The organism is Paraburkholderia sp. IW21, assembly GCF_041321145.1.
GTDB lineage: Bacteria > Pseudomonadota > Gammaproteobacteria > Burkholderiales > Burkholderiaceae > Paraburkholderia.
Window position 1 is genome coordinate 328,350 of sequence record NZ_JBGGWA010000004.1, and the last position, 19,383, is coordinate 347,732.

The 19,383-nt window shown below is 63.5% G+C and carries 15 protein-coding genes; 5 read left to right on the forward strand and 10 right to left on the reverse strand.

All coding sequences use genetic code 11. From position 1 onward, the window contains the following. The first annotated feature begins 448 nt into the window (after nt 1-448). Nucleotides 449-1,384, forward strand: a complete 936-nt coding sequence (locus ACAX43_RS11930; protein ID WP_370708598.1) for a DMT family transporter — start codon at nt 449-451, stop codon at nt 1,382-1,384. Here the strand turns inward: ACAX43_RS11930 and rsmA are convergent. The 4 genes from rsmA to ACAX43_RS11950 form a co-directional block, all read right to left on the reverse strand. Continuing rightward, nucleotides 1,381-2,217, reverse strand: a complete 837-nt coding sequence (gene rsmA / locus ACAX43_RS11935) for a 16S rRNA (adenine(1518)-N(6)/adenine(1519)-N(6))-dimethyltransferase RsmA (RefSeq protein ID WP_370708599.1) — start codon at nt 2,215-2,217, stop codon at nt 1,381-1,383. The two genes, ACAX43_RS11930 and rsmA, sit on opposite strands and share 4 nt — an antisense overlap. 133 nt (nt 2,218-2,350) lie before the next feature. Next, nucleotides 2,351-3,361 carry a 4-hydroxythreonine-4-phosphate dehydrogenase PdxA gene (gene pdxA, locus ACAX43_RS11940; RefSeq protein WP_370708600.1) on the reverse strand — a complete coding sequence of 337 codons (1,011 nt, stop codon included), beginning with the start codon at nt 3,359-3,361 and terminating at the stop codon, nt 2,351-2,353. Nucleotides 3,362-3,366: 5 nt separating this feature from the next. Beyond that, nucleotides 3,367-4,728, reverse strand: a complete 1,362-nt coding sequence (locus tag ACAX43_RS11945) for a peptidylprolyl isomerase (protein WP_370708601.1) — start codon at nt 4,726-4,728, stop codon at nt 3,367-3,369. A 73-nt stretch (nt 4,729-4,801) separates the two neighbouring features. Beyond that, the gene (locus tag ACAX43_RS11950; protein ID WP_370708603.1) at nt 4,802-7,168 is read right to left on the reverse strand and encodes an LPS-assembly protein LptD; all 2,367 of its coding nucleotides are present in this window, start codon (nt 7,166-7,168) and stop codon (nt 4,802-4,804) included. Between the two features lie 222 nt (nt 7,169-7,390). Here ACAX43_RS11950 and ACAX43_RS11955 point away from each other — a divergent pair, with 222 nt between their 5' ends. Together ACAX43_RS11955 and murU are read left to right on the forward strand one after the other, a co-directional pair. Next, the gene (locus tag ACAX43_RS11955) at nt 7,391-8,482 is read left to right on the forward strand and encodes an aminoglycoside phosphotransferase family protein (protein ID WP_370708604.1); all 1,092 of its coding nucleotides are present in this window, start codon (nt 7,391-7,393) and stop codon (nt 8,480-8,482) included. A gap of 3 nt (nt 8,483-8,485) precedes the next feature. Beyond that, nucleotides 8,486-9,199: an N-acetylmuramate alpha-1-phosphate uridylyltransferase MurU gene (gene murU / locus ACAX43_RS11960; protein ID WP_370708605.1), complete on the forward strand. Its 714-nt coding sequence runs from the start codon at nt 8,486-8,488 to the stop codon at nt 9,197-9,199. 72 nt (nt 9,200-9,271) lie between these two features. On the opposite strand, the gene ACAX43_RS11965 is transcribed toward murU, so the two are convergent. Then, complete coding sequence (locus ACAX43_RS11965) at nt 9,272-11,161, reverse strand: ABC transporter ATP-binding protein/permease (RefSeq protein ID WP_370708606.1); 1,890 nt, start codon at nt 11,159-11,161, stop codon at nt 9,272-9,274. 294 nt (nt 11,162-11,455) lie between these two features. Between ACAX43_RS11965 and ACAX43_RS11970 the strand changes: the two genes are divergently transcribed. Beyond that, nucleotides 11,456-11,851 (forward strand): acyl-CoA thioesterase, encoded by a 396-nt coding sequence (locus ACAX43_RS11970; RefSeq protein WP_370708607.1) that lies wholly within the window; start codon nt 11,456-11,458, stop codon nt 11,849-11,851. Nucleotides 11,852-11,892: 41 nt separating this feature from the next. Here ACAX43_RS11970 and ACAX43_RS11975 read toward each other — a convergent pair whose 3' ends face one another. The 3 genes from ACAX43_RS11975 to ACAX43_RS11985 form a co-directional block, all read right to left on the reverse strand. After that, nucleotides 11,893-12,225, reverse strand: coding sequence for a DUF4148 domain-containing protein (locus tag ACAX43_RS11975; RefSeq protein ID WP_370708608.1), 333 nt, complete (start codon nt 12,223-12,225; stop codon nt 11,893-11,895). 180 nt (nt 12,226-12,405) lie between these two features. Continuing rightward, on the reverse strand, nt 12,406-15,516 hold the full coding sequence (locus ACAX43_RS11980) for an EAL domain-containing protein (protein ID WP_370708609.1): 3,111 nt from the start codon (nt 15,514-15,516) through the stop codon (nt 12,406-12,408). A 216-nt stretch (nt 15,517-15,732) separates the two neighbouring features. Further along, a complete protein-coding gene (locus tag ACAX43_RS11985) occupies nt 15,733-16,209 on the reverse strand; it encodes a nitrate reductase associated protein (protein ID WP_370708610.1) in 477 nt (158 codons plus the stop codon). Between the two features lie 170 nt (nt 16,210-16,379). Here ACAX43_RS11985 and fdhD point away from each other — a divergent pair, with 170 nt between their 5' ends. After that, complete coding sequence (gene fdhD / locus ACAX43_RS11990; RefSeq protein ID WP_370708611.1) at nt 16,380-17,219, forward strand: formate dehydrogenase accessory sulfurtransferase FdhD; 840 nt, start codon at nt 16,380-16,382, stop codon at nt 17,217-17,219. A 44-nt stretch (nt 17,220-17,263) separates the two neighbouring features. Here the strand turns inward: fdhD and ACAX43_RS11995 are convergent, their stop codons facing one another. Further along, nucleotides 17,264-18,034 carry an enoyl-CoA hydratase gene (locus tag ACAX43_RS11995; RefSeq protein ID WP_370708612.1) on the reverse strand — a complete coding sequence of 257 codons (771 nt, stop codon included), beginning with the start codon at nt 18,032-18,034 and terminating at the stop codon, nt 17,264-17,266. Between the two features lie 132 nt (nt 18,035-18,166). Then, nucleotides 18,167-19,366: an acetyl-CoA C-acyltransferase gene (locus ACAX43_RS12000; protein WP_370708613.1), complete on the reverse strand. Its 1,200-nt coding sequence runs from the start codon at nt 19,364-19,366 to the stop codon at nt 18,167-18,169. Nucleotides 19,367-19,383: the final 17 nt, after the last annotated feature.

Genomic DNA, 19,383 nt, shown 5'->3' on the forward strand with positions numbered 1-19,383 from the left:
ACAGGTTCCCGCTTTTCGCGGCTATTCGACGCCGCCACGCCTGATGCAAAGTATCGGCACGCTGCTCGTTTGAGGCCGTGTAAATCGACAAATACACGACACGGTCCGAATCGGCGCCTTGCACCGCGGCCGAGGCGAACGGTTTGAATGACCTGACGAAATGCGTGTGGGTGAACCTTAGCGCGAATTCAGAGCTGTAAGGAAATGGGTTGTTATAAGTGTTGTTATGTCAGCGAAGTGCTTGCAGCCCGTAAGAAGCACGCGTAGGCGGTGGGGTCATCGCTTTACGGCGGAGACGGTTTTGATATCGTATGACCCATTGCCGCGCCTGGCTTGCCGGTTGAACGTCAGGCTAGCCATTCGGCCGACTGCCGCGATCCGCGCCGACATCCGATACTGATCGCCGGCCCTTCCACCGCCCTTCGTCTTCGCCATCAAAAACCAATCCATGAGCACCACTGCCCTGCCTACGCGTCGCGCCCCAGATAGCTTCGCCATCCTGCTGATGATCGGCTTGTGTGCAATCTGGGGACTCCAGCAGGTCGCGATCAAGAGCACCAACGCAGCGCTGCCGCCGGTATTCCAGGCGGGCCTGCGCTCGGCGATCGCGGCCGTGCTGGTATGGGGCTGGGCGTGGTCGCGCGGCACGCCGCTCTTTCGTGACGACGGCACGTTGGGCGCGGGCTTACTCGCGGGCATGCTGTTCGCGGCTGAGTTCGTGTGCATTTTCCTCGGCCTGACGCTGACCAGCGCATCGCGCATGGCGGTCTTCCTGTACACCGCACCGTGCTTCACGGCGCTCGGCCTGCACTGGTTCGTCGAGGGCGAGCGGATGCGGCGCATTCAGTGGCTCGGCATCCTCGTGGCGTTTGCGGGAATGGCGCTGGCGTTCGCGGACGGCTTCCTGCACGGCCATGCGGCGCCAGGCGCAACGCTGACGGGCGTGGCCGGCGACGCGCTCGGCGTGCTGGCCGGCATCGCATGGGCTGCGACTACCGTTGTGGTGCGCGCCTCGCGCCTCGCCCAATCGAGCGCCAGCAAGACGCTGTTCTATCAATTGACGGTGTCGGCGGTAGTGCTGCTCGGGCTCGCGCTGGGGCTTGGCCAGATACGCCTGGAAGCCGTCACGCCGCTGGCGGTGATGAGTCTCGCGTATCAGGCGGTGGTCGTGGCGTTCGTCAGCTATCTGGTGTGGTTCTGGCTGCTGACGCGATACAGCGCGTCGCGCCTGTCGGTGTTCTCGTTCCTGACGCCCATGTTCGGCGTGACCTTCGGGGTGCTGTTGCTCGGCGAATCGTTCAGCCTGCGCTTTCTGATGGCGGCGGCGCTGGTGCTGACCGGCATCGCGCTGGTCAATGCGCCGGCGCAGCGCACTGCTGCCTAGTTCCCACGTCCTTGCGCCACCACCTGCGCCACACGCACATATTCGGCCACCGGCACATCTTCGGCGCGGCGTTGCAGATCGAAGCCGAGTGCGTCGAAGTCCACCGCGTCGCGAAACACGGCCAACGTGTTGCGCAGCATCTTGCGCCGCTGCGAGAAGGCCGCCGTCACCACTTCGCCGAGTACACGCTCATCCACTGCCGGCAGTTCATGCAGCTCGTACGGGATCATCCGCACGATTGCCGAATCGACCTTCGGCGGCGGCTGGAATGCTTCGGGCGGCACGTCGAGTTGCTTGTCGATCACGTAGCGATATTGCAGCATCACCGAGAGGCGGCTGAACGCCTTGGTGCCGGGCTCCGCCACCATCCGCTCGACCACTTCGTTTTGCAGCATGAAATGCTGATCGATCACGCGATGCGCGAACGCGGTCAGATGAAACAACAGCGGGCTTGAGATGTTGTACGGCAGATTGCCGACAATGCGCAGCGACGCCTTCTCACCGGGTGCGGCCAGCGTTCCGAAGTCGAACGCGAGCGCGTCGCCCGCATGCAGTTCGAGCAGGCCGCCGAATTTCGTCTTGAGACGGCCGATCAGATCGCGATCCAGCTCGACGGCGTGCAACGGCGCTTCGGGCGTTGCCAGTCGCTCGATCAGCGGTTCGGTGAGCGCGCCGAGCCCCGGCCCGATCTCGACCATGCGCTCGCCGCGCTGCGGCCGGATTACGTCGACGATCGAATCGATCACGCCCATATCGACCAGAAAATTCTGCCCGAAACGCTTGCGCGCGATATGACCTTGGTGCCGGCCCTGTTGCTGTCTGCTGGTGGACATCGAAGAAACGCTAAGAAAGAGAACTGCTTAAGAATAGGAACAAACCAGGAAGGAACACGCACAACGGACGCGAAACCTGCAAGAACCGAGAGAGCCCGGGAGGCGCGTACGAAGCCGCGCCGCAACCGCTGAATCAGCCCGCGCGGCGGTGCCGCGCCATCGAAACCGCCGTATCGATCGCGGCGATCAGGCTGCCCGAGTCGGCTCGGCCCGTGCCGGCCAGATCGAGCGCGGTGCCATGATCGACCGAGGTGCGGATGATCGGCAAGCCGAGCGTGACGTTGATGCCTTCGCCGAAGGTCGCGTACTTCAATACCGGCAAGCCCTGATCGTGAAACATTGCCAGCACGCAGTCGGCCTGTTCCAGATAACGCGGCTGGAACAACGTGTCGGCCGGATAGGGGCCCGGTGCGTCGATGCCTTGCTCATTCGCGAGCTTCAGCGCCGGAGAAATCACCTCGATTTCCTCGCGGCCCAGATAGCCGTTTTCGCCCGCGTGCGGGTTCAAACCCGTCACGAGGATGCGCGGCGCCGGCAAACCGAAATGGTGGCGCAGGTCGTGATCGACGATGCGTAGCGTCTCCACGATGCCTTCGACCGAAAGCGCGGCGGAGACGTCTTTCAGCGGCAAATGCGTAGTCGCAAGCGCGACGCGCAACGGACGCTTACCGGTGCCCGCCAGCATCATCACCACGCGCGGCGTGTGCGTACGCTCGGCCAGATATTCCGTGTGGCCGGTGAACGGCACACCGGCATCGTTGATGGTGCTTTTTTGCAGCGGGGCGGTGACGACCGCGTCGAACGTGCCGGCCATGGCACCGTCGATCGCGCTGTCGAGCAGATCGAGCACGTAACGGCCATTGGCGGCGTCCAGCTTGCCTGCTACCGACGGCGCGCCGAGCGGCCGATGCTGCACCCGCACGCGCTTGCCGTCAGCCACCAGCGCGGCCCAATCGACGCCCACCGCGCGTGCGCGCTCGGCCAGCAAATCCGCGTCGCCCAGCACGGTGAACTGCGCGCCGGGCCAATGTGCCGCCGCCCCTGCCAGCGCCTGCGCGGTCAGTTCGGGGCCAACGCCGGCTGGCTCGCCGGTCGTAATCGCGATCTGCAACGGAAGGCTGGCGGACTGCACGGCGGTTGTCATGATGTTTATTGCGCGCTCGTCAGAGCGGGCTTCACTTCCACGTAGGCGGTGTCGCGCAACTCGCGCAGCCAGTCGGCGTAGGCCTGTTCCGCCTTACGCTGGCCGATCGCCTGACGCGCCAGATCCATCTGCTGCGAGACCGAGCCTTCCGATTCGCGGCGGCCCAGCACCTGAATCAGGTGATAGCCGTATTCGCTGCGCACCGGGTCGCTGATCTGACCGTCCTGCAGGCTGTTCATCGCGCGCTCGAATTCCGGCACCGTCTCGCCCGGGCTGATCCAGCCGAGGTCGCCGCCTTGCGACGACGAACCGTCTTGCGAGTAGGTGTGAGCGAACTTCGCAAAGTCGCCGCCCGCGGCGATCTCTTTCTTGATTTCGAGCAGTTTCTGACGCGCTTGCGGCTCGGACATGCCGTCGCCGACGCGCAGCAGAATATGGCGCACATGCGTTTGCACGAGCTTCGGCGCATCGGAGCTGGTCCCCTGGCCGGCGCGGCGATCAACGAGGCGCACGATTTCGAAGCCGTCGTTGGTGCGGATCAGATCCGGATTGACCTCGCCCGGGCGCAGCGTGGAGGCAGCCTTGACAAACTCAGGCGGCAGCTTGGACGGCGGCACGAAACCCGTATCGCCCCCTTTCGATGCATCCGGCGCTTGCGAATTCGACTTCGCGAGCTTTTCGAAATTGGCACCGCCCTTGGCCTCGGTCAGCAGGGCCTGAGCCTTTTTCTGCGCGGCTTCGATGTCGGTTTCCGACGCGTTCAGCGGCGCCTTCAGGAAGATGTGCTGCAAATGCAGATCGCTCGTCAGGCCGGCATTCGGGCCACGCTGGCTGGCGATGTAGTTCGCGACCTCGGCGTCCGACACCGTGACCTTGCTGTCCACTTCCTTCTCGCGCAGACGCGAGAGCGTGAGTTCGGTGCGCGCGTCGCTCGTGAAGGTGGACCAGGGCACGCCTTGCGCCTCGATACGCGCACGGTACGTGTCGAGCGGCAGGTTGTTCGCCTGCGCGAGCCGCTCAAGCGTTTTTTGCACAGCGGCGTCGTCGATGTTGATGTTGTCTTCTTTCGCCTTCTGCAACTGGATGCGTTCCAGCACCATCTGGTTGAGCACCTGCTGGCGCAACTGGTCCGTCGGCGGGACCGGCGCGTTCTGCTGGTTCAACCGGTGGGTGATCAGGCCGATGCGCTCGTCGAGCTCGCGCCGTGTGATGACACCGTTATTGACCACCGCTGCGATGGTGTCGACCGTCTGACCGTTATTGCCGGGCAGCGACTGCGCCTGAACCGGCGCGACCGACAGGAAAGACGCCGCGGCGATAAGACCGGCCGCAAGCGTTGCCAAGCGAAGCTTTTTCATGATTGCCACAGATACTCCAATGATGTCGGGCGCGCCTCGCCCGTCTTTTCGCATTTTATAAATGATCGTTATAGGGCCAGCGTCATTCGTAATTAGTGAAACGCGCTTCCGGCGGCGGCGGCGGCGGCAACGGCGTATAGCCCGCCACGCTGGAGCGGAACGCGGCCATCAACCCGTTGTCGACGCTCGACAAGCCCTTGAACGTCAACTGCGCGAGAAACCGCGTGCTCGACTGCTGCTGCGACGACGTGTTCAGACCGTTCGCATAGCGCTGAATTCCGGCGCCGAGCGTCCAGCAGTCGGCGTCGTATTGCAGGCCGACCAGACCGTCGACGATCCGGTGCCCGCCCAGGTCGTAATTGAAACGGCCTACCCCGTACACCCGGTGCGTCAGCGGCCACTGTCCGGAGATCAGCACCTGGTTGATCGGCTGGTTGCCCAACGTGGTGTTCGAGCGAGTGTAGCGATACGCGACATTGATCACCTTGCCGGACGCCGGACTGAACCCGAAGCCGACGCTCGTCTTCACTAACTGGTTGTTGTCGGCATTATATTGGAACGCCGTTTCCGAAGCGAAACCGGCCCCGAGCTTGAGCGACGCACCCGCGATCAGGTCCGAGTGCGTGGCCTGCGTGCTGGTTTGGGTAGGGAGCAGCGTGACACGCTGATCCTGGAAGTAGTACTGCTGCGCGATCACGAAGCGCGCGCGCTCGTCACCCGTGGCCGGGTTGATGAAGCGCGTTGTGATGGCTGCGGTCAGGCGGTTCGCGTCAGCGATCCGGTCGTTACCGACGAAAGTGTTCGGCGTGAAGATTTCCGCCAGCCCGAAGTCGGACTCGGCCGTGTCGAACAGCGGCGCGGCTGCCTGGTTGCGGTACGGCGTGTAGACGTAATAAAGCCGTGGCTCAAGCGTCTGGATGTAATCCTGACCGAAGATCCGTACCGAACGATCGAAAATCAGCCCGGTGTCGAAAGTCAGGGTTGGGATCGATTCGGTGAAATTCTTCGGCGTGCCGATCGGCGTGCCGGTGCTGACATTGTTCAGGTTGTACGACGCAAAGTGCCACTGCACCTTAGGCGTCACGAAGTAACCCGGCCCGACCACCGAATACGAGAGGTACGGGTTGAACAGCACCCGCTGACCCTGGGTCATGTCCGCGGTGGTGATGCGGAAATTGGTGTAGTCGACTTCCGTGCCGAAGTCGAAGCCGCCGATGTTGTACTTAGCGTACTTCACGTTCAACTGCGGCTCGCGGCCGTACGGCGCCACTGACGGCGTCAGCGTCTGCCAGTGCTGCTCGCGGGCGAGCACCGACCACGGGCCGTTGTTGTAAGTCAACCCCGCTTCCTGTTGATACAGGAGCTGGGTGCCGTTCATGAACTGGTTGACCGACGACGCCAGGTCTTCCGGATACGTATTGTCCGAGACCTTGTTGTAGTAAAGGTAACCGCCGAACCCGTTGCCGAAGTTCTGGTTGTGCTGGATGTACAGCGCGTAGCGGTTGGTATGGGTCAGGTGGTCGTTCGGCAGGTACTCGCCGGTGATCGAGCCGGAATACGTGGGCGACAGATAGCGGAAGGCGGACTGCAACTGCACGCCGCGCTTCGAGATCAGGCGCGGCGTCAATGTCAGATCGCGATTCGGCGCGATGTTGAAGTAATACGGCACCGACAGTTCGAAGCCGTTGGACGAACTGAGCGAGAACGTGGGCGGCAACACCCCGCTGCGCCGGTCGCCCGACAGCGGGAACGACAGCCACGGCGACGCGAATACCGGCACGCCCTGGAAGAACAGCACGCTGTTGTACGCAACGCCTTCGTCCGCGCCGGTGTCGAAATCGAACTCGCTGCCTTTGATATACCAGGCCGGATTGTCCGCGCACGAGCAGCCCGTGTACGTGCCCTTCGTGAACACCGAACGCTCGTTGTCGAGCAAGTCGACGCGCTCCGCGCTGCCCGAGCCGCCCGTCACGTTGAAGCGGTACTTCGGCGCGGTCATGAAGCCTTCGCTCGAATCCACACGCATGTGTGCTTCCGGCCCGACGAACGAGTTGCCGCTATTGACGACGTGGACCTGGCCGTACGCGTCGGCCATGTCCGTGTCCTGGTCGTAATGCAAGGCGTCGGCCTTGATCACGACCGCATTGCGGCGCACCTCGGCCGAACCCTTGGCGGCCATGTCCTGGTCGGTGGTGCCGCTGGTGGTGTCGCCGAGCACGAAGGTGGCCGGCTTCTGGCCCGGCTGCAATGGGTGCTCTTCGAGTTGCGGGGCCAGCTGCATGCCCCATGGCGCGTCAATAGGCTGCGGCTGCGCGGCTTCCCCCACCAACTGGGCGTGCGCAAGCGCGGGCATCAGGCCCGGAACGGCGATCAACGCCGCGACGAGCCGCCTTTTGCGCGGTGCTGCGGCACAAGAGGGAGTCGTTTGGGAAAGCTGTCTAGGCGGCATGTATCGTTTGGCGAATCGGCCCGTCCGTCAGCTTCTGCAATCACGATCCACCGCCTGCACATCCCGACCGTGACAGTCGACTGCACATCCATATTTACAATCTGTCGAACGGTGAGGCGGGCGGTAAAGCGGAAACAGCAAAAGCTGGCGTGAGTCGCGTCAAAAAAGTCGTGGGGTATTATATGGCAAGACGTTGCCCCTCTGAATTTGCCACCGGTTTTCATGACGCTGCCCCCTTCCCAAGACGCCTCCAAAGATTCCACCGACAGCCGCCTCGAACTGATCAAGGCCTGGCTGAACGCCCATGCAGCACGCCATGCGCTCGAACTCGACACGCTTGCCCCGGCGTCGTCCGACGCCAGTTTTCGCCGCTATTTCCGGCTCGCCGGAAAGGCGTCGGAAGGCGAAAGCACCGGCACGTTGATCGCCGTCGATGCCCCGCCGCCCGAAAAGTGCCGCGAATTTGTGCAGATCGCGCAGTTGCTCGACACCGCCGGCGTGCACGTGCCGCGCGTGCTGGAGGCCGACTTCGACGCCGGGTTCATGCTCGTCACCGATCTGGGCACCGATTCGTACCTCGGCGCGCTGACCCGGGCGCAAAGCGGCAATGACCTAAGCAGGCCCCGCACGCTGATGCGCGACGCGCTCGATGCGCTGATCCGCTGGCAGCTCACGTCGCGCGAAGACGTGCTGCCGCCGTTCGACGAAGCCTTCCTGCGCCGCGAGATGGAATTGATGCCGGAGTGGTTCGTCGGCCGGCATCTCGGCCGCGAGATCGACGAAAAGACCCGCGGGCTGCTCGATCGCACCTTCGCGCTGCTGATCGCAAGCGCCCGGGCGCAGCCGCAAGTGTTCATGCTGCGCGACTTCATGCCGCGCAATCTGATGATCGCCGCCGCACCCAACCCCGCGAACCCCGGCGTGCTGGACTTCCAGGACGCGGTATACGGCCCGATCACTTACGACGCCGCCTCGCTGCTGCGCGACGCCTTCCTCAGCTGGGACGAGGAGTTCGAGCTGGATTGCTTCGTGTACTACTGGGAGCGCGCGAAGAAAGCCGGCCTGCCGGTCGATCCGGACTTCGGCGAGTTCTACCGCCAGCTCGAATGGATGGGGCTGCAACGGCACGTCAAGGTGCTGGGGCTGTTCTGCCGGATCAATTACCGCGACGGCAAATCGCATTACATGAAGGATCTGCCGCGTTTCATCGGCTATGCACGCAAGGTCGCCGAACGCTATGCGCCGCTGCGTCCGTTCGCCCGGCTGCTCGACGAACTCGAAGGCCGCGCGAATGAAGTCGGCTACACGTTCTGACCGATGACGATGTCTCTGAAGAAAGCGATGATTTTCGCCGCGGGCCGCGGCGAACGCATGCGTCCGTTGACCGACGTGTGCCCGAAGCCTCTGCTCGAGGCCGGCGGCAAGCCGTTGATCGTGTGGCAGATCGAACGGCTCGCGCAGGCCGGATTTCAAACGGTCGTGATCAACCATGCGTGGCTCGGCGCCGAGATCGAAGCCGCGCTAGGGGACGGTTCGCGCTGGAATGTCGAATTGCGTTACTCGGCCGAGCACGAAGCGCTGGAAACGGCGGGCGGGATCGTGCAGGCGTTGCCGCTGCTCGAAGACGAGGGCAAGAGCGAACTATTCGTCGCGGTAAGCGGTGACGTGTACGCGGATTTCGACTACGCGACGCTGAATGCTCGCGCCGAATCGCTGAAGAAGCGAACCGGCCCCGGCATGCATCTGGTGATGGTGCCGAACCCGCCGTTTCATCCGAACGGCGACTTCGGTTTGGTTGACGGAACACTGTCGCTCGACGCGCAACCCCGCTTCACGTTCGGCAACATCGGCCTCTACGACACGCGCATGTTTCACGATCTGCCGCGCGGCACGCGGCGCGCGCTCACGCCTTACTACCGCGACACAGTAACGCGCGGTCTCGCGAGTGGAGAGTTGTATCAGGGTTTGTGGGAGAACGTCGGCACGCCGGCGCAACTGCACGCACTGGATCGGCGCTTGCGCGCACGATAGGCGCCCGGCGGCGTTAGAGGTGTGCGTCCTCGTGCCGCGTTAGGGGCCGGGGCCCCACACCGCCGCAAAGACTCACCGCCCGCCGTCGCCCGCCCCCACCGTTTCAGTCGACTCCGGCGCTTGCGCGGCACGTTGCTGCTGCAGCGCCCACATCTGCGCGAACAAGCCGTTCGCGCGCAGCAATTCGGCGTGCGTCCCGCGCTCCACGATGCGCCCCTTGTCCATCACGATGATCTGCTGCGCGTGCACCACCGTCGAAAGCCGGTGCGCGATGATCAGCGTCGTGCGCTCGCGGGCGATCTGATCGAGTTCGTGCTGGATCGCGCGCTCCGAACGCGAATCGAGCGCGGAGGTGGCTTCGTCGAACAGCAGGATCGGCGGGTTCTTGAGGATGGTCCGCGCGATCGCCACGCGCTGTTTTTCGCCACCGGACAACTTCAAGCCGCGCTCGCCGACCGGCGTCTCGTACCCCTTCGGCAGCCCTTCGATGAAGTCGTGAATATGCGCCGCTCGTGCCGCCGCGATCACTTCATCACGCATGGCCGAGGGACGTCCGTACGCGATGTTGTAGTAGATCGAATCGTTGAACAGCACGGTGTCCTGCGGCACGATGCCGATCGACGCGCGCAGCGAATCCTGCGTGACGTCGCGAATGTCCTGACCGTCGATGGTGATCGCGCCGCCCGTCGCGCGATCCAGATCGTAGAAGCGGAACATCAGCCGCGCGAGCGTCGATTTACCCGAGCCGCTATGGCCGACCACCGCCGTCGTGGTGCCCGCCGGAATCGTGAAGCTCACGTCGTACAGGATCTGCCGCGCCGGTTCATACGAGAAGTTCACGTGCTCGAAGCGCACCTGTGCCCCGCTCACTTGCAACTCGGGCGCATCCGGCACATCGGGCACTTCCTGGGCGGCGCCGAGCAGCGTGAACATACGGTCCATATCGGTGAGGCTTTGCTTCAGTTCCCGATACACCACGCCGAGAAAATTCAGCGGGATATAGAGTTGCAGCATGAAGGTGTTGATCAGCACCAGATCGCCGAGCGTGAGGCGCCCGGCCATCACGCCTTCCGTGGCGCGCCATAGAATGAACACGAGACCCGTGCCGATGATCGTCTGCTGCCCGAAGTTCAGCGCCGACAGCGAACGCTGCGATTTGATCGCGGCCGTGCGATAGCGTTTGAGATTTTCGTCGTAACGGTGCGCTTCCCACTCTTCGTTGCCGAAGTACTTGACGGTCTCGTAGTTGAGCAGCGAATCGATCGCGCGCGAGTTCGCCTTCGAATCGAGATCGTTCATCGTGCGGCGAAAATGCGTGCGCCACTCGGTGACCTTTACGGTGAAGACGATGTACACCGCGAGCGCAATGAACGTGACGATCGCGTAATACGCCTCGTATTTGACGACGAAAAAGCCGAGCACGAGACCGACTTCGACCAGCGTCGGCAGGATGCTGTACAGCGAATACGAAATCAGTTGCGTGATGCCGCGCGTGCCTCGTTCGATATCGCGTGACATGCCGCCCGTCTGCCGGTCGAGATGAAACCGCAGCGACAGCGCATGCAAATGGCGGAACACTTTCAGCGCGAGCTGACGCACCGCGCTTTCGGTCACTTTCGAAAACAGAATTTCGCGCAGTTCGGTGAAAAGCGAGGTGGACAGCCGCACCACCGCGTAGGCGACCACCATCAAACCGACGCCGCCAAGCAGCACGATGCCGGGCGAATCGTGCGCGCGGCCGAGCGCGGTGAGATGCTGCACCGGCGCGAGGCCGTCGATGATCCGTTTCATCACGATCGGCACGCCGAGATTCGCAACCTTCGCGCCAATCAGGCAGCTCAGTGCAAAGCCGACGCGCCATTTATAGGTGGCGAGGTAAGGCAGCAGCGACAGGATCGTTTGCCAGTCGTTGCGCGGCTGGGTCGAGATCGGTGAAGGTTCGGAGGAAGGTGTGCGGCGCATGGGGTCGGCTGGGAATAATGGGGAGCGACGGAGTTCGCAGCGGCGCGCCGGCCGGCAGCGTGCCAAACCCGGCACCCTGCGTTATCGCGCGACCCGGCTGGGCGCTTTCCCGTACAATTCCTGATCTTTCTATTGTCGCAGAAGCTGGCTGGCGCCGCTTTTCATGGGCTGTCCGGCCGTCGGTTGCATGTGGGCCGTGCGGCTGTGCCGTATCGCTGTGTCATGCAGTTGTCGTGAAATCCCCCACCTGCTGGTCGAGCTGACCGAGCCATTACGAATCTCAAGGGTGCCCCGATGACCGATATTCTTCAACTCCCGCAAAAGCCTTGCGCGCTGCGCGTCATGCCGCAGCCTTCCGACGCGAATGTTCACGGCGACGTGTTCGGCGGCTGGATCATGGCGCAAGTGGATATCGCCGGTTCGATTCCGGCCAGCCGCCGTGCCAATGGGCGCGTGGCGACCATCGCGGTCAATTCGTTCGTCTTCAAGCAGCCGGTCTTCGTCGGCGATCTGCTGAGCTTTTACGCGGATATCGTCAAGACGGGCAATACGTCGGTGACGGTGTCGGTCGAGGTCTACGCGCAGCGCATGAGCCTGACCGAAGACCTCGTGAAGGTGACCGAGGCAATCTTGACCTATGTCGCAACGGATAGCGACCGGCGCCCGCGCGCGCTGCCGGTGCTCGATTGAACGGCTGGGAGCCGGGCCAACGCTGCCCGGCCCGCAACCGCTTACTGACTAGCCGCTGCGCCCATTCCCGCCTTCTTCTGCGCGTTCTGGAGATCCTGCGGATAGTTCGGATCCTTGCGCGCGGGGTTGTAACCATTGCTTTCCAGTTGCTTGAGCTCGGCGTTTTTCTTGGCCCGTGCCTGCTTGCGCGCGGCCTTGCGCTGGGCCTTGGTGGTGGTTGCCCCGGATGCGGCCATCGGCTTGGCGGCATCGGAATCATCCCCCGCCGGTCCACCGCCGCCGCCGCTTTGCGCGAACGCCGGTGCAACAGAAGCCACGCTCAGAACAACCGATGCCAGCAGTACAGCCCATTTTCTTGCAGGTGAAGACGTCATTTTTTCTCTCCAATCGGATCGGTGGATAGTCAACGGCGGAATGCCCCATGACAGGGTACGAGTAGGGAGAAGCAGGCGCCGTGCCACGTGAATCGGTGCTGCGTGATTCCCGGATCATCGGCTCTTCCCATCGCAACCGGAGCACTGCCTGCGCGGCGGACGTGAGCGTTGTGTAGGCGCTCAGACCGTCGCGACTTCCCGTCCTATGCCGCCCTGCAACAACTCGAAAATCGCGTCGGTCGACAGCGGCTTCGCGAAGTAGAAGCCCTGCATCTCGTCGCACGCGCGCTCCTTCAGGAAGTCGAGCTGCGCCGACGTCTCCACGCCTTCGGCGATCACCTGCAATTTCAGCGAGTGCGCGAGCGCAATGATCGCCGAGGTGATCGTCTCATCGTCGCCCGAAATGCCGATGTCCGACACGAATGAGCGGTCGATCTTCAAACGGTCCACCGGAAAGCGTTTCAAATAGCTGAGGCTCGAATAGCCTGTCCCGAAGTCGTCGATGGCCAGACCGATGCCGAGCGCGTGCAGTTCGTTGAGCATCGACACCGCTTCCTCGGCATTGCGCATGATGGTGCTCTCTGTCAGTTCGAGTTCGAGGTATTGCGGCTCAAGGCCCGTCTCGGCCAGCACCTGCATGACCAGCTTCGCGATATCGCGCTGCTGGAACACCCGCGCCGACAGATTCACCGACACCCGCGCCGGTGGCAAACCTTCGTCTTGCCAGGCCTTGTTCTGCCGGCACGCCTCACGGAGCACCCACTCGGACAGCGGCCCGATCAAGCCGCTTTCCTCCGCGACCGGAATGAACGACGACGGCGGCACCAGCCCGACTTCCGGATCGCGCCAGCGCACCAGCGCCTCAGTGCCGACAATCTGCCCGCTCCCGATATCCACCTGCGGCTGGTAGTGCAGCAGGAATTCGTTGTCGCGCAACGCGCGGCGCAAACGCCGCTCGAGATTGAGGCGCGCGCCCGCGCTCGCATTCATCTCCGGCTGGTAAAACTGGAACGTATTGCGGCCCATGTCCTTCGCGCGATACATCGCAAGGTCGGCCTTTTTCATCAGCGTTTCCGCATCTTCGCCATCCTGCGGGAAGAGGCTCGCGCCCATGCTGCAGCCGACATACAACTCCGTGCCGTCGAGCCACACCGGCTCGGAAATCGACGCCCGCACGCGCTCCATCCACGCGATCAGCGACTGCTCGTCGACCGTATCCGTCATCACGATCACGAACTCGTCGCCGCCGTGCCGCGCTACCGTGTCGCTTGTGCGGGTGCAGCGCGCGAGCCGCTCGGCGACCACGCCCAGCAAGCGGTCACCGACGCTATGGCCAAGGCTGTCGTTGACGTTCTTGAAGCCGTCCAGATCGATGAACACGACCGCGACGCCCTTGTGATGCCGCTGCGCGAGAATCAATGCATGCTGCAGGCGGTCGCGCAGCAGGTTGCGATTGGGCAGGCGCGTGAGGCTGTCATAGTTGGCCTGATATTCGAGCTGTTCCTGATAGCGGATCAGATCCGTCACATCGTTGATCACGCCGATATGATGCGTGATCACGCCCTCCGCGTTCGGCACGGGTGCGATGAACAGCTGATTCCAGAACAGCGCACCGTCCTTGCGATAGTTGCGCACCACCGCGCTGCCCTCGCGGTTCGCCACGAGCGCCTGGCGAATCAATGAGACGCCTTCCTGCTCACGGTCGTCGCGCTGCAGGAGGCGGCAATCCTGGCCGATCACTTCGGCCGGATCGTAACCGGTGATGCGCTTGAACGCGGGGTTCACGTATTCGATCAGATTGCCCGTCGACGACGGCGCGGTAATCAGAATCGCGTTGACGCTCGCGTCGAGCGCGCGGCTTTGCAGACGCAAGGCCAGGTCGGCGCGCTTGCGCTCGGTGATGTCCGTGTACGAACCGAGCACGCCGATCACGCGGCCGTCGTTATCGGTGAACGGCAGCTTGCTCGTGATCGTGGTGCGATGCACGCCGTCGAGCACCATATCGATCTCGAAATTCATCTTCGGCACGCCGGTGTTCACCACTTCTGTATCGTGTGCGTTCAACAGGTCGGCGAAGCTGCGCCACGGCATGTCGCTGTCGCTCTTGCCCACCACCTGCTCGGGGTAAGCGAGGCCCGCGTCACGCGCGAACGCCATGTTGCAGCCGAGATAGCGCGATTCCTTGTCCTTCCAGAAAATGCGCTGCGGAATGTTGTCGATCACCGTTTCGAGCATCTGGTTCGAGCGCTGCGCTTCGGCTTCGGCGTTGATCTGGTCGGTGACGTCGTCGGCCAGCACGAAGAAAGCGGCGCGTCCCGTGAAGTTCAGCGCGTGATACGAAATGTCGGCGCTGATCGTCGAACCGTCCTTGCGCCGGTGATGCCAGACGCCCGCCATGGTGCGGCCGTGCTGCAGGACGTCGCTGCGCTGCAGATGCGATTCGAGGCGCAAGATTTCGGCATTCGGCCGGATCTCGCGAATCGTCATGTCGAGAAATTCGCTTTCCGAGTAACCGTATTGCTGAATCGCGGCCGCGTTGACGGCGAGAAAGCGCAGCGTCTCGCGGTCGAAGATGTACATCGGCACCGGATGGTCGTCGAACAGACTGCGGAAACGCTCGTCATTGCGGCCGAGCGCGCGCACGGTGCGCAGTTTCTTGCGCGCGCTGTTTTCGCGGGCGCGGAATGTGAAGATCAGGAGCCCGCTGCCGGCCAGCATTGTCACGATAAGCAGGAACACGGCGCGCTGGGTTTCGCTTGCGGAAGCCGCGAGCGACGCTTGCAACGCCTGATCCTCCTGTTGGCGCAATGCCCCCAGGCCGGCTTCCACGCGGTCGAGGCCAAGTCCGAGATGGGTATAGGTCGAGGCCGCCCACGCGCGCGATTCGTTCGGCGCGGCGCCGGCGCTCTTCAGCAGCGCATCGTCGATGTCGTGCTGCAGCGCGTGACTGTCCACGCTCAGTCTGGCGAGCGTGTCGAGCATGGCCGGTTCGCCGGCGAGCGCTTTGCGCAGCTCGCGCTCGAGACCGGTCAACGAACTCGCCATGGCGGCGGCCTCGTTCACAGGCGCGGCTTCCCCCAACGCTTCGAAACGGCCGAGCGCGGCCAGGCCGCCGTCGAGCGCCGTCTGGTAGGCGTCGAGGTTCTGGCGCACGCTCGTCGAACGCAGCATGCGCACGTCGGCATCGCGCTGGCCGCAAATCTGCGTATAGGCGACGAACGCGTTCGCGCCGACTGCCGCGGCGACGACCGCCAAGTTGATCAGCAGCCGTTTCGATAAAAAAGGAGTCATGGATTCCGAACGTCAATCGTTCTGCGGGCGGGAGCGCGCGGTCGCTTTCGGTGCGTCGGGTCGCATCGAGTCGAGTCTTTTTCGCGCCAACCTATGGATAACGGCAGGTTTCGGCCCAGATTGAGGGTGCGGGGCGAAATATTTCGCTAGCCGGCTGCACCTAGCCGGTCGCGCCTAGCCGGCCGCACCTAGCCGGCCGCGCCTAGCCGGCCGCGCCTAGCCGGCCGCGCCAAATTCCTTCATCGCCGGGACGAAGTCGTGGCTGCCTTCCGGCTTGCGCGACAATTTGGCAAGTACGTAGCGCTTGAACGGATCGAGTTCGGCCCACTGAGCGACGCCGGGCGTGGCCAGCCCGGCCAGCCCCGCCTGGTGCGCAACGCCGTCCGGCACGGCATCCGTGCGGCGCCAGGCGGGCGCCTCTTCGGGCGTGAACCACTCCGGCTCGACGTTCGCGTGGGTGCGTAGCATTTCGAACAGCGCGTGGTCGAAATTCGGCTCGATTTCCGCGTCTTCTTCGACCGGAAAACGCGCCAGCAGCTTGCGGTCTTCGAGCGGCAACAATTGCCACTGCGCGAGTGTGATGCGCAGCCCGAAGCGGTCGAGATTGAAACGCACCGACATCGGGATGTAGGTGAAATTCTCCGAAGACTCGACTTCGAAGTTGAACAGAAGCGGCGCTTCGTTGAGTCCCATGACAGTATTCCTCTTTGGTGGCGGGCAACGCGCAAGCCCGGCTTGAGGTATTTTAGAACCTTATTTGCGCGTCGGCGGCCTGGTCGGGCCCCGCATTTCGGCAGCGGGCAACGCAGAACAAGGCCCGACGCCGCTCATACGCGCGCAGCACGGTAAAGGAGTGACGTAGCTTGAACGAACTGGAAACAGCCGGGCAGCCGGGCGCGGTGGAGCGCACGGTACGCCGGCATCGCGGCGCGGCAGTCGAAACCGTCACCGACCACGTCGGTCAGGAATGGCCGGTTGCACTCGTCTTCAACGGGATTTCGCATGCGGTGATGATGTGCACGCCGCGCGATCTGGAAGCGTTCGCGGTCGGTTTTGCGATTTCGGAAGGGATCGTGGAGCGCGGCAGCGACATCCAGGACATCGAGGTCGCGCTGCATGACGACGACGAATTGCCCCATGCCGAGGTGCAATTGAAGGTGGTGCAGCAGGCTTTCGTCGCACTGAAGGAAAAGCGCCGCGCGCTCGCCGGGCGCACCGGCTGCGGCGTATGCGGGATCGAAAGCATCGATCTGCTGGATCTGAACCCGGAACGCGTGCCGGACACCGGTTTTCTGCAACGCCTCGCGCCGGATGCGATTGCTCGCGCCGCGCGCGAGTTGCCGGAACACCAGGCGCTGACGCGTCTGACCGGCGGTCTGCACGCCGCCGCGTGGTGCGATGCGGCAGGCGCAATCCGCTACGCGTTCGAAGATGTCGGCCGCCACAACGCGCTCGACAAGCTGATCGGCCAACTGGTGCTCGATCGCGCGGATACCAAAGAGGGTTTTGTGTTTCTGTCGAGCCGCGCCAGCTACGAGCTGGTGCGCAAGGCGGCACGCGTCGACGTACCAATGCTCGCGACGATTTCGGCGCCGTCGTCGCTGGCGATTGCAATTGCCCGCAAGGCAGGCGTGCGGCTAGTCAGCTTCTGCCGGGAAACCAGCTACGTCGACTATGACACGTGGCAGCCGACGCAGCCTTAAGCATTTGAAGCGCCTGAGACGCCTCAAGCGCGTCCAGGTGAAGCTCAATCGAACTGCCGGAAGTCCGGCCTGCGCTTCTCGAAGAACGCCTTGAACGCCTCGCGCGCCTCCGGCGCAAGCAGCATCTTGCCGAAGTGCACCGCTTCCTCCGCCATCTGCGTTTGCAGTTCCTGATGGCTGGCACGCTTCATCAGACTCTTCGTCACCCGCAGCGAAGAGGCCGGCAGCGCCGCCAGCTTCGCCGCTTGCGCTGCCGCGAATGCATCGACCTCAGCCGCAGGCAGCACGCGATTCACGAAGCCCATGCGTTGCGCCTCGACCGCGTCGAACGCTTCGCCGAGCAGCAGCTTTTCCGCCGCCGCCTGATAACCGGCCACACGCTGCAACAGCAAACTCGACGCCGCTTCCGGACACAATCCGAGTTGCGCGAACGGCAGCGAAAAGCTCGCCGTATCCGCCGCATAGACCAGATCGCAATGCAGCAGCAGCGTCGTGCCGATGCCGACCGCCGGGCCCGCCACCGCGGCCACCACCGGTTTCTCCGCCGAGCTGATCGCACGCAGGAACTGGAAGACCGGCGAGTTTTCGCCCATCGGCGGCGTCTTCAGGAAGTCTTCGAGATCGTTGCCGGCGCTGAAAATGCCGATGCTGCCGCGAATCAGGACCGCGCGCACCGATGCGTCGCCGTGGGCTTCGACCAAGGCGTCGGCCATCGTCTGATACATCGCGGCCGTGATCGCGTTCTTCTTGTCGGGCCGGTTGAAGGCAATCGTCAGGACGCTTTCGGCGCGTTCGACCAGAATATCCATTGTCATCTCCTCGTACTCCTGCTTGCTGCTGAATGGAAAAAACGGTTCGCAAACCAGGCGGCCTGCGAACCGTTTCCGCGGTCCCACGGTCCTTAAGGGATCATTGCAGGGATCCCGCGGGGACCAGGGCGAACACGATTACAGACGTTCGATGATGCCCGCAGCGCCCATGCCGGTACCGACGCACATCGTCACCATGCCGTACTTGTAGTTGCGGCGGCGCAGGCCGTGCACCACCGTCGACGCACGAATCGCGCCCGTCGCACCCAGCGGGTGACCGAGGGCAATCGCGCCGCCAAGCGGGTTGATCTTGGACGGATCGAGACCGAGGTCCTGAATCACCGCCAGCGATTGCGCGGCGAACGCTTCGTTCAGTTCGATCCAGTCCATGTCTTCGATCTTCAGGCCGGCGGCCTTCAACGCGGCCGGAATCGCCTCCTTCGGACCGATGCCCATGATTTCCGGCGGCACGCCGCGCACGGCGAAGCTGACGAAACGGGCGAGCGGCGTCAGGTTGAATTCCTTCAGCATCTTTTCCGACACGACGATCAACGCGCCCGCGCCGTCCGACGTTTGCGAGCTGTTGCCCGCCGTCACCGAACCCTTATTGGCGAACACCGCGCGCAGCCTGGCCAGCCCTTCCATCGACGTTTCCGCGCGCGGGCCTTCGTCGAGCGCGACTTCACGCGTCTTCACCTTCACTTCGCCGGTGGCGAGATCGGGGAAACGCTCGGTGATCGTGTACGCGGCGATTTCGTCGTTGAACTCGCCGGCTTGCTGTGCGGCGATGGCACGGCGGTGCGATTCGACCGAAAACGCGTCTTGCGCTTCGCGGCTGATCTTCCAGCGTTCCGCGACCTTCTCCGCGGTCAAACCCATGCCGTAGGCGATGCCGATATCTTCATTGCGGTCGAAGATGTGCGGAGACATCGACGGCTTGTTGCCCATCATCGGCACCATGCTCATCGATTCACAGCCGCCCGCGATCATCGCGTCCGATTCGCCGACGCGGATACGGTCAGCCGCCATCGCCAACGCGGTGAGGCCCGAGGCGCAGAAGCGGTTCACCGTCACGCCGCCGACCGTGTTCGGCAGGCCCGCCAGCAGCGCGCCCATCCGCGCGACATTCAGCCCTTGTTCGGCTTCCGGAATCGCGCAACCGATGATGGCGTCTTCGATCACCTTCGTATCGAGGCCGGGCACCTGCGCCACGGCCGACTTGATCGCGTGCACCAGCAGTTCGTCGGGGCGCGTGTTCCTGAACATTCCGCGCGGCGCCTTGCCGATCGGCGTACGGCTCGCGGCGACGATGTATGCGTCTTGCAATTGCTTTGACATTTAAAGCTCCTAGTTGC

Bases quoted from the DNA above. Each gene is read 5' to 3' on its own strand.
- ACAX43_RS11965 (WP_370708606.1), bottom strand. From the start codon at position 11,161: ATGCGCCGCACACCTTCCTCCGAACCTTCACCGATCTCGACCCAGCCG.
- ACAX43_RS11975 (WP_370708608.1), bottom strand. From the start codon at position 12,225: ATGACGTCTTCACCTGCAAGAAAATGGGCTGTACTGCTGGCATCGGTT.
- ACAX43_RS11995 (WP_370708612.1), bottom strand. From the start codon at position 18,034: ATGACAATGGATATTCTGGTCGAACGCGCCGAAAGCGTCCTGACGATT.
- ACAX43_RS11955 (WP_370708604.1), top strand. From the start codon at position 7,391: ATGACGCTGCCCCCTTCCCAAGACGCCTCCAAAGATTCCACCGACAGC.
- rsmA (WP_370708599.1), bottom strand. From the start codon at position 2,217: ATGTCCACCAGCAGACAGCAACAGGGCCGGCACCAAGGTCATATCGCG.
- murU (WP_370708605.1), top strand. From the start codon at position 8,486: ATGACGATGTCTCTGAAGAAAGCGATGATTTTCGCCGCGGGCCGCGGC.
- ACAX43_RS11930 (WP_370708598.1), top strand. From the start codon at position 449: ATGAGCACCACTGCCCTGCCTACGCGTCGCGCCCCAGATAGCTTCGCC.
- ACAX43_RS11980 (WP_370708609.1), bottom strand. From the start codon at position 15,516: ATGACTCCTTTTTTATCGAAACGGCTGCTGATCAACTTGGCGGTCGTC.
- ACAX43_RS11985 (WP_370708610.1), bottom strand. From the start codon at position 16,209: ATGGGACTCAACGAAGCGCCGCTTCTGTTCAACTTCGAAGTCGAGTCT.
- pdxA (WP_370708600.1), bottom strand. From the start codon at position 3,361: ATGACAACCGCCGTGCAGTCCGCCAGCCTTCCGTTGCAGATCGCGATT.
- ACAX43_RS11950 (WP_370708603.1), bottom strand. From the start codon at position 7,168: ATGCCGCCTAGACAGCTTTCCCAAACGACTCCCTCTTGTGCCGCAGCA.
- ACAX43_RS12000 (WP_370708613.1), bottom strand. From the start codon at position 19,366: ATGTCAAAGCAATTGCAAGACGCATACATCGTCGCCGCGAGCCGTACG.
- ACAX43_RS11970 (WP_370708607.1), top strand. From the start codon at position 11,456: ATGACCGATATTCTTCAACTCCCGCAAAAGCCTTGCGCGCTGCGCGTC.